The organism is Paracoccus shanxieyensis, from assembly GCF_009711265.1.
Classification (GTDB): domain Bacteria; phylum Pseudomonadota; class Alphaproteobacteria; order Rhodobacterales; family Rhodobacteraceae; genus Paracoccus; species Paracoccus shanxieyensis.
Map to the genome: position 1 here is coordinate 23,606 of NZ_WMII01000005.1, position 14,692 is coordinate 38,297.

14 protein-coding genes are annotated in these 14,692 nt (G+C 64.3%); 3 read left to right on the forward strand and 11 right to left on the reverse strand.

Annotated features, from left to right (window positions below; all coding sequences use genetic code 11):
* The first annotated feature begins 60 nt into the window (after positions 1-60).
* Together GL284_RS06655 and GL284_RS06660 are read left to right on the forward strand one after the other, a co-directional pair.
* Positions 61-1,224 carry an S-(hydroxymethyl)glutathione dehydrogenase/class III alcohol dehydrogenase gene (locus tag GL284_RS06655; protein ID WP_155043818.1) on the forward strand — a complete coding sequence of 388 codons (1,164 nt, stop codon included), beginning with the start codon at positions 61-63 and terminating at the stop codon, positions 1,222-1,224.
* Positions 1,221-1,847 (forward strand): DUF1826 domain-containing protein, encoded by a 627-nt coding sequence (locus GL284_RS06660; RefSeq protein WP_155043819.1) that lies wholly within the window; start codon positions 1,221-1,223, stop codon positions 1,845-1,847. Before GL284_RS06655 ends, GL284_RS06660 begins: the two co-directional genes overlap by 4 nt.
* Before the next feature lie 160 nt (positions 1,848-2,007).
* Here the strand turns inward: GL284_RS06660 and GL284_RS06665 are convergent, their stop codons facing one another.
* From GL284_RS06665 to GL284_RS06705, 9 genes are all read right to left on the reverse strand, one after another.
* On the reverse strand, positions 2,008-3,174 hold the full coding sequence (locus tag GL284_RS06665) for an iron-containing alcohol dehydrogenase (protein WP_155043820.1): 1,167 nt from the start codon (positions 3,172-3,174) through the stop codon (positions 2,008-2,010).
* Positions 3,175-3,454: 280 nt separating this feature from the next.
* Positions 3,455-4,090 carry an ANTAR domain-containing response regulator gene (locus tag GL284_RS06670; protein WP_155043821.1) on the reverse strand — a complete coding sequence of 212 codons (636 nt, stop codon included), beginning with the start codon at positions 4,088-4,090 and terminating at the stop codon, positions 3,455-3,457.
* Entirely contained in the window at positions 4,083-5,234 is a 1,152-nt protein-coding gene (locus GL284_RS06675) for a transporter substrate-binding domain-containing protein (protein ID WP_155043822.1), read from the reverse strand. The genes GL284_RS06670 and GL284_RS06675 overlap by 8 nt, the downstream gene beginning before the upstream one ends.
* A complete protein-coding gene (locus tag GL284_RS06680; RefSeq protein ID WP_341870300.1) occupies positions 5,234-6,748 on the reverse strand; it encodes an amidase in 1,515 nt (504 codons plus the stop codon). Before GL284_RS06680 ends, GL284_RS06675 begins: the two co-directional genes overlap by 1 nt.
* 3 nt (positions 6,749-6,751) lie before the next feature.
* Entirely contained in the window at positions 6,752-7,456 is a 705-nt protein-coding gene (locus tag GL284_RS06685; RefSeq protein WP_155043823.1) for an ABC transporter ATP-binding protein, read from the reverse strand.
* Positions 7,449-8,180 carry an ATP-binding cassette domain-containing protein gene (locus tag GL284_RS06690; protein ID WP_155043824.1) on the reverse strand — a complete coding sequence of 244 codons (732 nt, stop codon included), beginning with the start codon at positions 8,178-8,180 and terminating at the stop codon, positions 7,449-7,451. The genes GL284_RS06685 and GL284_RS06690 overlap by 8 nt, the downstream gene beginning before the upstream one ends.
* Positions 8,177-9,166, reverse strand: a complete 990-nt coding sequence (locus tag GL284_RS06695; protein ID WP_155043825.1) for an ABC transporter permease subunit — start codon at positions 9,164-9,166, stop codon at positions 8,177-8,179. Before GL284_RS06695 ends, GL284_RS06690 begins: the two co-directional genes overlap by 4 nt.
* Positions 9,166-10,035 (reverse strand): ABC transporter permease subunit, encoded by an 870-nt coding sequence (locus GL284_RS06700; protein ID WP_155043826.1) that lies wholly within the window; start codon positions 10,033-10,035, stop codon positions 9,166-9,168. Before GL284_RS06700 ends, GL284_RS06695 begins: the two co-directional genes overlap by 1 nt.
* A 9-nt stretch (positions 10,036-10,044) precedes the next feature.
* Positions 10,045-11,271 carry an urea ABC transporter substrate-binding protein gene (locus GL284_RS06705; RefSeq protein ID WP_155043827.1) on the reverse strand — a complete coding sequence of 409 codons (1,227 nt, stop codon included), beginning with the start codon at positions 11,269-11,271 and terminating at the stop codon, positions 10,045-10,047.
* Between the two features lie 475 nt (positions 11,272-11,746).
* On the opposite strand from GL284_RS06705, the gene GL284_RS06710 reads away from it, so the two are divergent.
* On the forward strand, positions 11,747-12,850 hold the full coding sequence (locus GL284_RS06710; protein ID WP_155043828.1) for an LLM class flavin-dependent oxidoreductase: 1,104 nt from the start codon (positions 11,747-11,749) through the stop codon (positions 12,848-12,850).
* A gap of 46 nt (positions 12,851-12,896) precedes the next feature.
* Here GL284_RS06710 and GL284_RS06715 read toward each other — a convergent pair whose 3' ends face one another.
* Both GL284_RS06715 and GL284_RS06720 read right to left on the reverse strand, forming a co-directional pair.
* Positions 12,897-13,799, reverse strand: coding sequence for an ABC transporter permease (locus GL284_RS06715; protein WP_196216723.1), 903 nt, complete (start codon positions 13,797-13,799; stop codon positions 12,897-12,899).
* A complete protein-coding gene (locus tag GL284_RS06720; protein WP_155043829.1) occupies positions 13,796-14,650 on the reverse strand; it encodes an ABC transporter ATP-binding protein in 855 nt (284 codons plus the stop codon). Before GL284_RS06720 ends, GL284_RS06715 begins: the two co-directional genes overlap by 4 nt.
* Between the last annotated feature and the right edge of the window lie 42 nt (positions 14,651-14,692).

The window sequence follows — 14,692 nt, forward strand, 5'->3', positions numbered from 1 at the left end:
AACCTTACGTCAATTTGGACGCCATGCCCGAAGACATGGCGCTGACCAACGGAGACCGCCATGAAAACCCGTGCCGCCATCGCCTGGGAACCGAACCGCCCGCTGGAGATCGAAGAGATCGATCTGGATGGCCCGAAAGCCGGCGAGGTTCTGGTCCGCATCGTGACGACCAGCCTGTGCCATACCGACATGTTCACCCTGTCGGGCGCGGATCCCGAAGGGCTGTTTCCTGCCGTGCTGGGTCATGAGGCCGTGGGCATCGTCGAGGAACTAGGCGCAGGCGTCACCTCGGTCAGGCCCGGCGATCACGTCATCCCGCTTTATACGCCCGAGGATCCGAACTGCCCCTATATCAGATCGGGCAAGACCAACCTGTGCCAGACGATCCGCAAGACGCAGGGGCAGGGGGTGATGCCGGATGGCACCTCGCGCTTTTCCTACAAGGGCAGGATGATCCATCACTATATGGGCACCAGCACCTTCAGCGAATATACCGTGCTGCCGGAAATCGCCGTGGCCAAGATCTCGAAACAGGCGCCCTTGGCCAAGGCCAGCGTGATGGGCTGTGCGGTGCCCACCGGCATGGGCGCGGTGCGCAATACGGCCAAGGTGCAGCCGGGTTCGACCGTGGCGGTCTTTGGTCTGGGCGCGGTCGGGATGGCGGTGATTCAGGGCGCCCGGATGATCGGGGCCAGCCGCATCATCGGCATCGACACCAACCCGTCCAAGTTCCTGCTGGCGAAAAGCCTTGGCGCGCATGACTGCATCAACCCCAAGGACTTTGCCGACCCCATCCATCAGGTCATCATCGACATGACCGATGGCGGTGTCGATTACAGCTTTGAATGTATCGGCAATGTCAGCGTCATGCGTTCAGCCCTTGAATGCTGCCACAAGGGCTGGGGCGAATGCACGGTGATCGGTGTGGCCGGTGCGGGCGAAGAGATCTCGACCCGGCCGTTCCAGCTGGTGACGGGGCGGGTCTGGCGCGGCTCGGCCTTTGGCGGCGTGCTGGGGCGGTCGCAACTGCCGGGGATGGTGGACGAATGGCTGCGCGGCGATTTCAGCGTCGATCCCTATATCACCCACAATATGGCGCATGAGCAGATCAACACGGCGTTCGATCTGCTTCACGCCGGGGAATCCATCCGCTCGGTCATCCATTTCCGGCCGCAGGACACCATGTTCGTGAATTCGTTGCCGGGAAAGATCATCACGGCATGAACGTCATCGCCTTCCCCCCGCGTGGCGACGCCCGCGCGGTCCTGCACAGCCATGATCCAGAGATTTTGCGGACCATCAGATCGCCGGGGATCGCGGCCGCCATCTGGGAACGCAAGCCGCTGCCGGGTTTTCTGGACTGGATCGGCGCGCTGCCCGCCAGAAACCTGCCACGGCTGCGAACGCTGGTCCCGGTCGGCGCGGTCGAGCCCTGCGTGCAGGCCGCCTGCGATCTGGCGGGCATTGCGGACGGCGCGTTCCGTGACCTGCTGGCCAGCGATCTGGCCGCGCTGAGCCTTATCATGGCCGAGGTCATGGCCTCGCCCATGCTTCACCTGCGTCTTCAGGTCATCACCACGAATTCCTGCCGCAGATTTCATATCGACAATATGACGGCGCGGATGCTGTGCACCTATCGCGGGCGTGGCACGCAACTGGCACAGGTGGGACACGAGAGCCGGCCGCAGCAGATCTCGACCGGCAGCGTCACGCTGCTGCGCGGGGCGCGCTGGCCGCAGGAAAGCACGCGATTGCTGCATCGCTCGCCACCGATCGAGGGCACGGGCGAAACCCGCCTGCTGGCGGTGATCGACCCGGCCAGCGATTATCGCGGTGATGGGGGCTGAAGCGGGGGCACGGGGCTGATGTCGCAATGTCATCGACGCTTCTAGGGTCAGATCTATTTCAGGGCGACGCCCTGCAAGACGCGCGTGGTCGCGCTTTTCAGCGGGTAGGATCCTCAGCTTGGCACAGCGCGCCCGCCACGACCGAACGCATGTGCCCCCCTCAGAACGCCTGCCGATACAGCGACAGGGCGGCGGCCTCATCGACCTCGACGGGGTTGTTTTGCAACAGCCGTGTCTGCAGCATCGCGTCGCGGGCCAGCATGGGCAGGCTGTCTGCGCCGACGCCCACATCGCGCAGCCGGCGCGGCGCGCCCGAGCGGTCCATCAGATCCTCCATGAACCCGACAAAAGCCGCCGAGCGGGCCTGCACCCCCTCATCCGAAGGCCCAAGGACCACATCCGCAAGCTGGGCATAAAGCGGCGCGGCGACGGACATGTTATGACGCAGCACCGGACCCAGCATCAGCGCGTTGGTCAGGCCATGCGGCAGGTGGAAATGCCCGCCCAGCGGATAGGCCAGCGCATGCACCGCCCCAACGGGGCTGTTGGAAAACGCCTGCCCGGCGAAATTCGCGCCGATCAGCATGCCCTCGCGCGCGGCGCGGTCCTGGCCGTTCTGGCAGGCCGGGACCAGATGGCGCGCCAAAAGCCGCAGCGCCTCACGCGCGAAGATGTCCGACAGCAGGTTCTTCTTGTGGCGGCTGGTATAGGCCTCAATGGCGTGGACCATGGCGTCGATGCCGGTCGCCGCCGTCTGCATCGGCGGCAAGCCCACGGTCAGTTCGGCGTCCAGCAGCACGCGGTCGGCGTAAAGCTGATGCGCGACGATGCCCATCTTGGTCGTCTCGCCGGTGGTCAGGATGGTGATGTTGGTGACCTCGGACCCGGTGCCTGCGGTGGTCGGGACCTGCACCAGCGGCAGGCGCTGGCCGGTGACCTTGCCGATGCCGTAAAGCTGGGCCAGAGGCTGTTCGCTGACCAGCATCACCGCGACCAGCTTGGCAATATCCATCGAAGAGCCGCCGCCCAGCCCCATGACGATCTGGGCCCCCGCCGCACGGCCCTGCGCGACACAGGCGGTCAGCACCGCCTCGGGCGGATCGGCCACCACATCGTCAAAGACCGAGACCGTGAAGCCATGCCCCGCCAGCGAAGCTTTCGCCGCATCCAGAACCCCGGCATCGTTCAGGAACTTGTCCGTCACGATCAGGACATTGCGCGCGGCAAACCAGCCGCCCAGCAGCTCGCCCATCCGCGCGGCCCCGGCCCATTCCACCAGCGTCGAGCCGGGCGTGTCGAAAGAAAATCCGGGGGTCGGGTCGGTCATGTCATCAGCTCCGTTATCTTGGGGAAAGCCGGCGGTCGCGCCGGGGCGGGTATTCAGGCGGTTGGCGGTATGTGATGGCGCGGCCCCGCATCGCAGGGCCGCCGTCGAAAGGTGGGGATCGCGCGGCACGACAGACGCAGCGCAACAGGCGCGCGCCGGTCAAAGGCCGCAATGCAAGCTGATCTGGGTGATGCGGAAACGGGGATGCAGTCCATGGGATGCTTTCTAGGGCAATGTGGCGGCAACGCCGGACGAAAAACGAACAGCAAGCTGCGGGAAATTAGTCGGGCATGTCAGGCAGGGGTCTGGTAGCGGCGGCTTCTGCCGTGATCTCGGCAATCACCTGCTCGGCCGCGACTTCGATAGGGATGCGCCCGTCCATGGCGGTCTTTTGCAGATAACGGTGGGTCTGGGACATGTCCATATTGCGCACCTTGCACAGCAGCGTCTTGGCGATATCGACCATGGACAGGGCCGACTGGCGCTGTTCGGCAGCCGCCAGCCGTTCAAGGGCTTTGCGGCGGCGTTTCCAGATATCGCGGCTGATCTTCAGGTTTGTCAGCAGGCCAAACGGTTTCACCGGCCGTTCGATCACAGCGGCAGAGCGCAGCTCAAGCACCAGTTGCAGCGTCGAGGGATCTTCATAGCCCACCAGAGCGATGATCGGCGGGCTTAGATCCGTCAGGTTGGCAATCAGCACCCGGATCGCGCTGCGCGCATCGGAATCGACCGGGATGATGGCCACATCGATGTCGTCAGGCAGCTTTTCGGGGATGGGCCATTCCAGCCGGGGCAGGCAGCCGATGCGGATCAGGTGGGTGACAAGCCCCTCGGCCTCGCGCCCGGGGGGCAGCAGCGCCAGAACCCTGGTGCCTCTCAGATCGCTGATCCTTGGCTGGCCGCTGGGCTTAGACATGGCTGATCAGATCATTCCCAAAGCTGTGTTTCACCATATAGGGTTCGGGCTTGACCGGGGCCGTCTCTTCTTCGATCACCTCGAAGGCATTGGCGGCGCTGACCCGCCCGATCCGAGGCCACAGCCATGTGTGATGGGTCGCGGCGTCGATCCAGACATCGCCTTCGGGCGCGGCAAAACGCGCCTGTCCAAGCTGGGCCAGAACCGCGTCGAATGACAGGATCCGGGCCTGACGCGCCGCCTGAGCGAACAGATGCACCTGAAAATACGCAGCCTCGGCCCCCGAGGTCAGGGGTATATCCGGGCCGAAGCGACGATGCATACCCGCGCGGAAGGCCTGACTGGCAGGGTTTTGCAGCGTGGCAAACCATGGCGCTGCCGCAAGACAGCCCTCCGACAGATCGGCATTCATCTGCGCCAGATCGGCTTCGTTCATGGCAAGGCTGGCGATGACGGCGCCGTCCGCGCGGCTGCGCGTGGGGGCGAAGGCGCGTTGCAGCCGGATCGTGTCGCTGCCGACCACGGTCGAATAGATCACATCCGGGCGCAGCGTCTCGATCCGGGCCATGACAGTGGCAAATGCCTCATCCGGGGCGTGGAAGGGCAGATAGACCTCATCGACGACCTGTCCCTGCGCCTGTTCAAACAGATCGCGCATGATGCGGTTCGATTCATGGGCAAAGACGTAGTTGTTGCCGATGAAGAACACCCGCTTGCCGTGGTGACGCAGCAGATGCCGCGCCAACTGCACCGAGTTCTGGTTCGGCGCCGCACCCGTATAGACGCAATGATGCGAAAACTCGAACCCCTCATACAGCGTGGGATAGAACAGCAGCGCCTCGCGGCTTTCGACGACCGGCAGCACGGCTTTGCGCGAATTCGACATATGCGTGCCGAACAGCACCCGGACGCCATGGTCGTCGCACAGCCGTTCGGCGGCGCTGCGATAGTCGTCGGGACGCGGCCCGATGGGCAGATGGCGCGGCACCAGAGGCACGCCGTCGATGCCGCCTGCGCCGTTCACCTCGTCGATGGCCAGCAGGGTGGCGCAGGCTTGCGAATGTTCGACCGTCGAGGTCTGGCTTTCCCCCGAAAACAGCAGGCCGACGGGCCAGCTGTCCTTGCTTGTGTTCAGCAGCGGCATCACAGCGTTTTCCAGTCGAACGCGGCCTCATAGGCGGCGGCCGCGCGATACAGCATCGCCTCGGCGTGATCGCGCCCGATCAGCATCATGCCGACCGGCAGACCATCCGCGCGTCCGCAGGGGATGCTGAGGGCGGGCAGACCCGTTGCGTTGAAGGGTGCGGTATTGGCATTCATTTCCAGCGCGCGTCCGACCCACTCGGCGGGTCCGCAATCCACCGCTGGCAGCTTCGGAGCCTTCAGGGGAACGGTCGGCATCAGAAGCATGTCATAATCCGCAAGCACCGCCAGATAGGCCGCTTTCAGGCGGCGCACCAGATTTTGCGCCTTGGCATAGGTCTGCCCGCGATATTGACCGCGGAAATAATGCGCGGCAAGCAGAACCGATTTCACGTCATCGGGAAAATCCGCCGCATGGTCGCGCCAGTCGCTTTGCGCCCGCATCAGGCTGGTGACATAAAGCCCCTTCCAGTTCGAGCCATAGTTCAGCCCCTCCATCTGCGCGACCGTGCCTTCGGTCGCGATGGGGGTCCAGATCGCGTGGCCCTTGCGGTGCAGGGGGATCGGGCGTTCATCGACGCGCGCGCCCAGTTCGTCCAGCCGCGCGGCGGCGGCGCGGACAGCCTGATCGACACCGGTTTCGGAATTGGCCCAGCCGAAGCCTTCGGGCACCACGGCGATGCGCAGGCCCTTGGCCCCCGCCAGCAGATCCGCACCATAGGCGCGGTCCGTGGGCAGGTCCTGTTGCCGCGGGTCCAGCCCGTCCATGCCGGCGATGGCTTGCAGCACGCGGGCATTCGTCGCCACGTCGCCCGACATCACCCCGGCATGATCCAGCGTCATTTCCACCGGCATGACCCCGGTATAGGGCACAAGGCCGAAGGTCGGCTTCATGCCGACAAAGCCCGCATAGGCGGCGGGAATACGGACCGAGCCGCCCTGATCGGTGCCGATCGCCGCATCGACCAGCCCCGACGCCACCAGCGCGGAACAGCCCGAGGACGATCCGCCCGCCGAGCGCGTTTCGTCATGCGGATTGCGCACCGGCCCCAGCGCGCTGGTATGGCTGCTGCCCGAGACGCAGAAATATTCGCATTGCGCCTTGCCCTCGATCACGGCGCCCGCGTCCAGCAGGCGCGTCACCAGCGTCGCATCCACATCCGGCACATAGCCGCGCAAGCTTGAGGCGCCGTTCATCATCGGCACGCCGGCCAGCATGATATTGTCCTTCAGCGCGACGCGCAGACCCGACAGCGGCCCCCCCGCGCGACCCTCGACGCGGGATTTCACGAACCAGGCGTTGAACGGGTTATCCTCGGGTGCAGGGTAATGGCCGGGCGCGCGCGGATAGCGCACCGGCGGCAGTTCCGGGGTCAGTGCGTCGACGATGGCATAGTCCTCGGCCACCGCCTGCATCATCCCGGTGAAGGCGGTCAGATCGTCGGTGGACAGGCGCAGGCCAAGATCCTGATCGGCCGCCAGCATGTCTTCAAAATTCGGTTTGCGGATGGTCACGTCTCAGCCCTCGATCCCGATGAATGCCTTGGCTTCCTCGGTCGATCCGTCGGCTTTGGGATCAATGGTCTTGGCGATGCTGCCCTTGTCGACCGCCAGTACGCGGTCGCAGATCGACCAGAGGAAATCGATGTCCTGTTCGACCAGAATGATCGACAGCGACTTTTCGCTGCGCAGATGGATCAACACGTCGATGATCTCGTCGCAGATATTGGGCTGGATGCCCTCGGTCGGTTCATCCAGCAAGATCAGGTCGGGCTCGCCGCACAGGCAGCGTCCCAGCGCCAGCAATTGCTGTTCGCCCCCCGACAGCATCCCCGCCGGGCGGTCCAGCAGCGGCACCAGCCGGGGCAGCAGCGTCAGCACCTCGGCGATGCGGGCGGACGCGGCGCTGAAGTTCTTGACGCAGCCCATGCGCAGGTTTTCCTGCACCGTCAGCAGCTTGAACAACTGCTTGCCCTGCGGAACATAGCCGATCCCGGATTTTGCGCGCAGCTGCGTGGCGCGGCCATTCAGCGACCGGCCATCCTTGACGACCTGCCCGCCCCATGTCGGCAATTCGCCCATGATGGCGCGCAGCAGCGTTGTCTTGCCCATGCCGTTGCGGCCCAAAAGGCCGATGCATTCGCCCCGTTGCAGCGCCAGATCCACACCGCGCAGCACCGGGACACGCCCGTAGCCCGATTGCAGTCCTGTGACTTCAAGCATCTGCGGCCTCCTTCCGGCCCAGATAGGCCGCCCGCACCTGCGGATCGCGTGAGATTTCGGCAAAGCTGCCTTGGGCGATGACCGCGCCTCGTTCAAAGACGGTGACGCAATCGCCGATCATGCGGATGAAATCCATATCGTGTTCGACGACGATCACCGCGCTGTGCCGGGTGATGTCGCGGATGATCTGCACGGTCTTCAGGCTTTCGCCATGCGTCATGCCGGCGGCGGGTTCGTCCAACAGGGCGACGGCCGGTTTCATGGCCAGCATCTGGCCCAGTTCGACCCATTGCCGCTGACCATGCGCCAGTTCGGCGCAGGGACGATGGCGCAGATCGCCCAGACCGATATGTTCCAGCACATCCGCCACGACGGGCGCGACCGCCCGGCCGCGCAGGCGGGCACGCGCCGCCACGTCGATATTTTCCTTTACACTCAGCCCCTCGAACAGGCTGGGCACCTGCGTCTTGATGCCGATGCCCAGCCGGGCGATCTGCCATGGCTTCAGCCCGGACAGCGGCTGGCCCCGAAAGGTGACACTGCCGCGCGTCGGCGCATATTGCCCCGAGAGCAGCCGGAAAAACGTGGTCTTGCCTGCGCCGTTCGGTCCGATCAGGCAGCGCAGCTCGCGCTGGCGCAGATCGAAATCCACCGCCTTCACCGCATCGACACCGCCGAAGCTGATGCCCAGTCCACGGGCCTGCAGAATGATGTCGTCGCTCATGCCGGATGCTCCGCCTTGGCCGATGGTTTGCGGCGAAGCAGGCCGCAGATCATCGGCACGATCCCCTGCGGCACCACCAGCACGAAGAATGCCAGCACGACGCCCAGCACCAGATTGACCTGCACCACCTGCTGCGTGCCCAGCTTGGTCGTGGCCCATTGCAGCGCGATGCAGCCAAGGATCGGCCCGATCAGCGTGCCGCGCCCGCCGACGATCACCCAGATGATAATCTGCGCCGACTGCACCAGGCTGAAGATCGTCGGGCTGACGAAGGCGCCCCAATTGGCGAACAGACAGCCGCCAAGGCCCGCCAGAGCGCCGCCCAGCGTGAAGGTGATCAGCTTGGACTGCGCGACGTTATAGCCCAGAAGCTCGGCGCGGGTTTCGTTCTCGCGCACGGCGATGGCAATCTTGCCGGGCGTGGTGCGCAGATACAGGGTGATGGCGACGATGCCCGCGACGATCACGATGACCGTCAGGCGAAAGATCGCAGCCGGATCCAGCGGCGTGCCGTCTGGCCAGGCCAGCGTCGGAATGCCGGTCATGCCGTTGAACCCGCCCAGCAGCGCCGCGCCGATGCGGTATTGCGGCCCAGAGGTCGAGTTGATCAGGTTGAACAGGATCAGCGTCACCGCCAGCGTGATGACGCCGATATAGATGTCGTTGATGCGGCCATAGAACATGAAATAGCCCAGCACGGCGGCAAATGCCGCAGGCGCGGCGATCGCCACGGCCAGCGCCACCAGCCCCGGACCGAAATTGATCGCAGCGACCGCCCATGCATAGGCGCCCAGACCAAAGAACGCCGCCTGACCCAGACACATGATCCCGCCCTTGCCCCAGACGAAGGCAAGGCTTAGCGCCAGCACGGCCATGATCAGATAGGCGGTGAATTCATAGATCGTGAACAGCTCCAGCCGTGCCGGGGCCAGCAGTCCTGCCGCCAGCACGGCCAGCAGCCCCAGCGATTGCGCGAAACGACCCATCAGATCGACCTCCGGAAGAAGCGGCCCGTGATGCCCTGCGGCAGAATGCGGATCAGCACGATGGCGGTCAGCAGAAGCGCGACCTCGCCGATCACGGGGGTATAGACATAGGTAAAGGCCTGACCGACGACGCCGAACAGCACCGAGGCCGAAAGGTTGCCCGCGATCACCGCCGCGCCCCCCGAAATCACCGTGATGAAGGCCTTGGCGATGTATGAGGCCCCGATGGTCGGGATCACCCCGGTCAGAGGCGCCAGCGCCGCCCCGCCCAGACCGGCCAGCGCCGCCCCCAGACCGAAGGTCAGCGCATAGATCCGGCGCGGATTGCCGCCAAGCGCCGCGACCATATCGGCATTCTGCGTGGTCGCCCGCGCCAGCAGACCGAAGGTGGTCAGCCTGAACAGACAAAACAGCCCGGCAAAGATCGCCAGCGCCAAGGCAATCAGAAAGATCACATAGCCGCTGACGGAATAATCGCCGATGCTGAGGCTGGAGAGCGGCGTCGAAATCCCCGTGGTCGTGTTGCCCACCAGCATGGTCATGCCACCGATCAGCGCAAGGCTGATGCCCCATGTCGCCAGCATGGTGTCGATCATCCGCCCGTAAAGGTGGCGGATCACCAGCCATTCCAGCAAAAGCCCCACCCCGCCCACGACAAGCGGGGCAAGGATCAGCGCACTGACCCAGAAGTTCAGACCGGCGTGATTGGTGCCATAAATGGCGACATAGCCGCCCAGCATCAGAAACTCGCCATGGGCCATGTTGATGACCTTCATCATCCCGAAGACGACGGCCAGTCCGATGCTGATCAGCACCAGAATGGCAATCGACCCCAGGATTTCGATCGCAAGGACTGCCGCGAAATCCATGATCTTTCCTTAGAAGTCGATGACGTATTGCTGATTGTCATCCGGCTTGGCGATCAGATCGCAGACCAGCGCGGTATCGGCGGGCGGCTGTTGGGTGAAGGTCTGCACCGGGACCAGGCCGCCGTTTTCGACGCGGGCGATATGGACATCCATCGTGGTGTGATGGGTCTTGGGATCAATCGTCACCAGCCCGCTGGGCGCCTGAACCGAGATGCCGGTCTCCAGCGCCTCGATCACCGGCATCCGCTCGATGCTGCCAGCCTTTTCGACGCCCGCAGCCCATAGCCGGAAGCCCTGATAGGCGCCCATGCCCAGTTCGGTGATATAGGGATAATCCGCGCCGAACCTGGTATGGAAATCGGCCACGAATTGCGCATTCACCGGATTGTCCAGCTCCTGCAGATAGTTCTGGCAGACCATGATGCCGTTGGATTCCTCGGGCGTCAGAATGACATGTTCGTTGCCGCCCGCGAACGTGGTCGACGACATCGGGATCTTGCCCAGCATCCCCGCGGCCTTCCACTGCCGATAGAATGAGATATGGGCGCCGCCCACCAATGCCGACCAGACATAATCCGGCTTTGCCGCCTGGATCTTGGAAATCGAGGTCTTGAAGTCGGTCACATCCATCGGGAAGAACTCGACGCCCAGCACCTCGCCGCCATTATCCGCGGTGTATTTCTTGACCCAATCCGAGATGATCTGGCCATAGTTATAATCGGCCGCGACGATATAGACCTTGCCGCCGTTGGTCTTGATCGAATGATCGACCAGCTTCTGCACGGTCTGGCCCGGCGTCACGCCGGTGGCGAACATGTTGCGGTCGCAGACGCCGCCTTCGTATTGATTGGCATAGAAATACAGCGTGTTGAACTGGCGCATGATCGGCCGCACCACCTCGCGCGAGGCCGAGGTGATCCCGGCAAACACCACCGCAGGCTTGTCCGACAGCGCCGCCTGCCGGGCGAATTGCGCATAAAGCTGCATGTTCGACTGCGGGTCATAGACATTCAGCTTGATCTGGCGGCCCAGCAGACCGCCCTTGGCATTCTGTTCATCGACGGCAAAGCGCAGCGCGTCGACGATGGGCTGACCATAGGATTCAAGCCCGCCCGACTGGTCATACAAAGCCGAGACGGTAATGGGGCCTTCCTGCGCGAAACCGCGGGTCGACACGAAACTGAGGGCAGTCGCAGCGCCAATTGCGCCCAACGCCTGACGGCGGTTGATGGTCATGTTTGCTCCGATGTTGGGAATATCGGCAAAATGTCGGCGGCAAGTCGCAGCGCAGGTCAGTGCGTTGAGCGCCGATCAATTGCAGAGTTTTTGATTGTCAGCCGGACAGGGGGACATGCTTGTCCAGATCCTGCCGTGCCAGTGAACAACGCGACGCGGTTGTCGCGGCAGATGAAGACTCTGCGACTTGCTCTGGTGGAAAGCTACTGATCTTGCGCGCGGCTGTAAAGCTGCACAAACGGCATTTCTTCCCGCCCGCCTAAAAGCAATGCAGCGCGGGATTCTGGCGGGTCAGATGCTGAACCGCGCCGCAGTACTGGTTCGACGTGACCTGATGACGATGGATCCGATGCGCGCGTCCTTCCCGCAGCCCCTGCGAGAGAAAGATTTCATCGTTTACCCGCAGGAATGGCTAATTTTTATGCCGTGGCAATGGTTTATCCTGTCAAGCAACTGGAAAGCACAGGACAGCCACATGACGAAGTCGCAGGATTATCTTTGGTATATCCCGAACCATATCGACACGGGACATCGGGGCGACAGTGCCGAAAGACGCGGCAGCTTTCTTGACGATCTGACCGAACAGGCGCGGGCGGTCGAGGACCATGGCTGGGCCGGGGCGCTTCTGGGCAACGGCTGGGGCCGCCCCGATACGGTCGCCGTCGCCACGGCGCTGGCGGCGCGGACCACGCGGTTCGAGCCGCTTGTTGCGGCGCGTCCCGGTTACTGGCAGCCGGCGCAATTCGCGACCTTAATCGCCACGCTGGACCTGCTGTCCGAAGGCCGGGCGCGGGTCAACATCGTCTCGGGTCAGGACGGCACCGCCGAATATGGCGATACCCAGACCGATTCCGCCCGCCGCTATGCCCGCACCAAGGAATTCATGCGCCTGATGCGCCGGTTCTGGACCGAAACCGGGGTCAGCTTCGACGGCGAATTCTATCGTATATCCGGGGCGGACGTGGTGCCCCGCATTGCCGCGCGGCCCGACCGTCCGCATCCGCCGATCTATTTTGGCGGCGCCTCGGCTGCGGCCGAGGCCGTCTCGGCGACCGAGGCCGATGTGCAGCTGTTCTGGGGCGAGCCGCTGGCCGATATCGCAGCCCGGATCGACCGGCTGAAGGCGCTGTCGCGCGATCTTGACCGCGACCTGCCGCCGCTGCGGTTCGGCCTGCGCATCACGACCGTGGTGCGCGATACGACCGATCAGGCATGGTCCGATGCCGAAAGCCGGGTTCAGGCCATGGCGCGGTCGGCGGGCAAGGGCTGGAACGACCACCACGGGCCGGTGGCGGTCGGGCAGCAGCGTCTGCACGATCTGGCGGCGCGGGGCGACGTGCTGGACGATTGCCTGTATACCGCGCCGGGCCGGTTCGGGGGCGGCGGGGCGGCAACGACCTGGCTGGTCGGATCGGCCCCTGATGTGGCGCGCGCGCTGAACCGCTATCGCGATCTTGGGATCGACACGTTCATCCTGTCGGATACGCCCTATCTGGCCGAGATCCGGCGTCAGGGCGATCAGTTGCTGCCGCTGCTGCGAAACGGGATGCAGGACCTGCCGGTGGCGCGGCGCGCGTGATCTGGCAGGTCGCAGGCGCGTGCATCGCGCGCCTGCCAACTCCGCATCAGCGGCTGGTGCCCCAGCGGATCACGGTACGCTTTTCAAGCTGCCGGAACAGCACGTTTTCCACCAGCAGCCCCAGCAGGATCACCATGATCAGCCCCGCGAACACGCGGTCGGTGTAAAGCTCGTTGCGGTTTTGGAAGATATACCAGCCAAGACCGCCCTTGCCGGAAGACGCGCCGAAGACCAGCTCTGCCGCAATCAGCGTTCGCCATGCGAACGCCCAGCCGATCTTCAGCCCGGCGATGATCGACGGCAGCGCCGCCGGCACAAGGATCAGCAGCACATAGCGCAGGCCCCGCAGCCCATAGTTCCGCCCGGCCATCCGCAAGGTTTCCGGCACGCCGGTGAACCCGGTATACATGTTCAGCGCCAGCGGCCACAGCACAGAATGCACCAGCACAAAGATCAGGCTGTTTGGCCCAAGGCCGAACCATAACAGCGCCAAAGGCAACAGCGCGATCGGCGGCAGCGGGTTCAGCATGGATGTCAGTGTCGACAACAAATCGCGCCCGATCTGCGTCGATACCGCAAGTGTCGTCAGCACGAAGGCCAGCACGACCCCCGCAGCATAGCCCTTCAGAAGGACGTTCAGCGAATTGATCGTGCGTTCCGGGATGATGCCGCTGGAGATGTCCTGAAAAAACGCCCGCAGCGTCTGGCTGAAGGATGGCAGCAAAAGATCATTGCCTTGCCAGCGCGCCAATATTTCCCACAGCAGCGCCAGCGCGATCAGAATCAGCCCTTTGCGCAGCCAGGCGAACTGCCACAACCGCCGGTGCAGCGGCAGTGGCGCCTGAGCCGCAGACCGCGCCAAGGGTTCCAGCGGGCGTTCGTATTCGGGCCGGACCGGCGGTTCCGCTCGGGCAGGGGAAGGCATGTCGAAGCCCAGAATGTCGGTCATTGCCTGTCCTTGCCGTCATGGGCGTCGCCGTCTTCAAACAGCAAGCTGTGAATCCGGTTTGCCGCCGCTTGAAAATCCGGGCTGCCGCCGCTGTGCAGACCCCATGCATGACTGTTGATTTCCGCCCGCATCCGTCCCGGATGCGGCGACAGCAGCGCAATGCGGTTTCCGACGATCAGCGCCTCTTCGATGGAATGGGTCACGAACAGCAGGGTGAAACGCACATCTTCCCACAGCGCCAGCAGCTCTTCCTGCATGCGCCGACGGGTCAGCGCATCAAGCGCGGCAAAGGGTTCGTCCATCAGCAGCACGCGCGGTTCCATCGCCAGCGCACGGGCGATTGCGACGCGCTGCTTCATGCCGCCCGACAGTGTATGCGGATAGGCATCCGCGAACCGGGTCAGCCCGACCTTTTCCAGATAATGCGCGGCGCGTTCGCTGGCCTCTTTCCGGCCCAGCCGCCCCGAGATCCGCAGCGGAAAGGCCACGTTTTCGCGCACCGTCTTCCATGGCGGCAACTGGTCGAATTCCTGAAACACCGCCACCCGGTCCGGTCCCGGCCCACGCACCGGCTTGCCTTCCAGCAGGATCCGCCCTTCGCGCGGGGTGACGAAGCCGCCGACCGCCTTCAGCAGGGTCGATTTCCCGCAGCCGGATGCGCCAAGCAGGATGAACCGGTCGGCCTCCCATATGTCGAAGCTGACATTCTGCGTCGCCCGCACCACACGTCCGGGCGCGCGGTATTCCAGCGTCACCCCGTCCACGCAAAGCAGCGGCGGGGGCAGCGCGGTGCGGTCCCCCCTGGCGCCGACCGCCGCGGCGCCCCGAGTTGATGCTTCGGATAATGTCATGCCGTCCATGCGTCCGCCCCCACCGTCCTTCCTGTCCGCCCG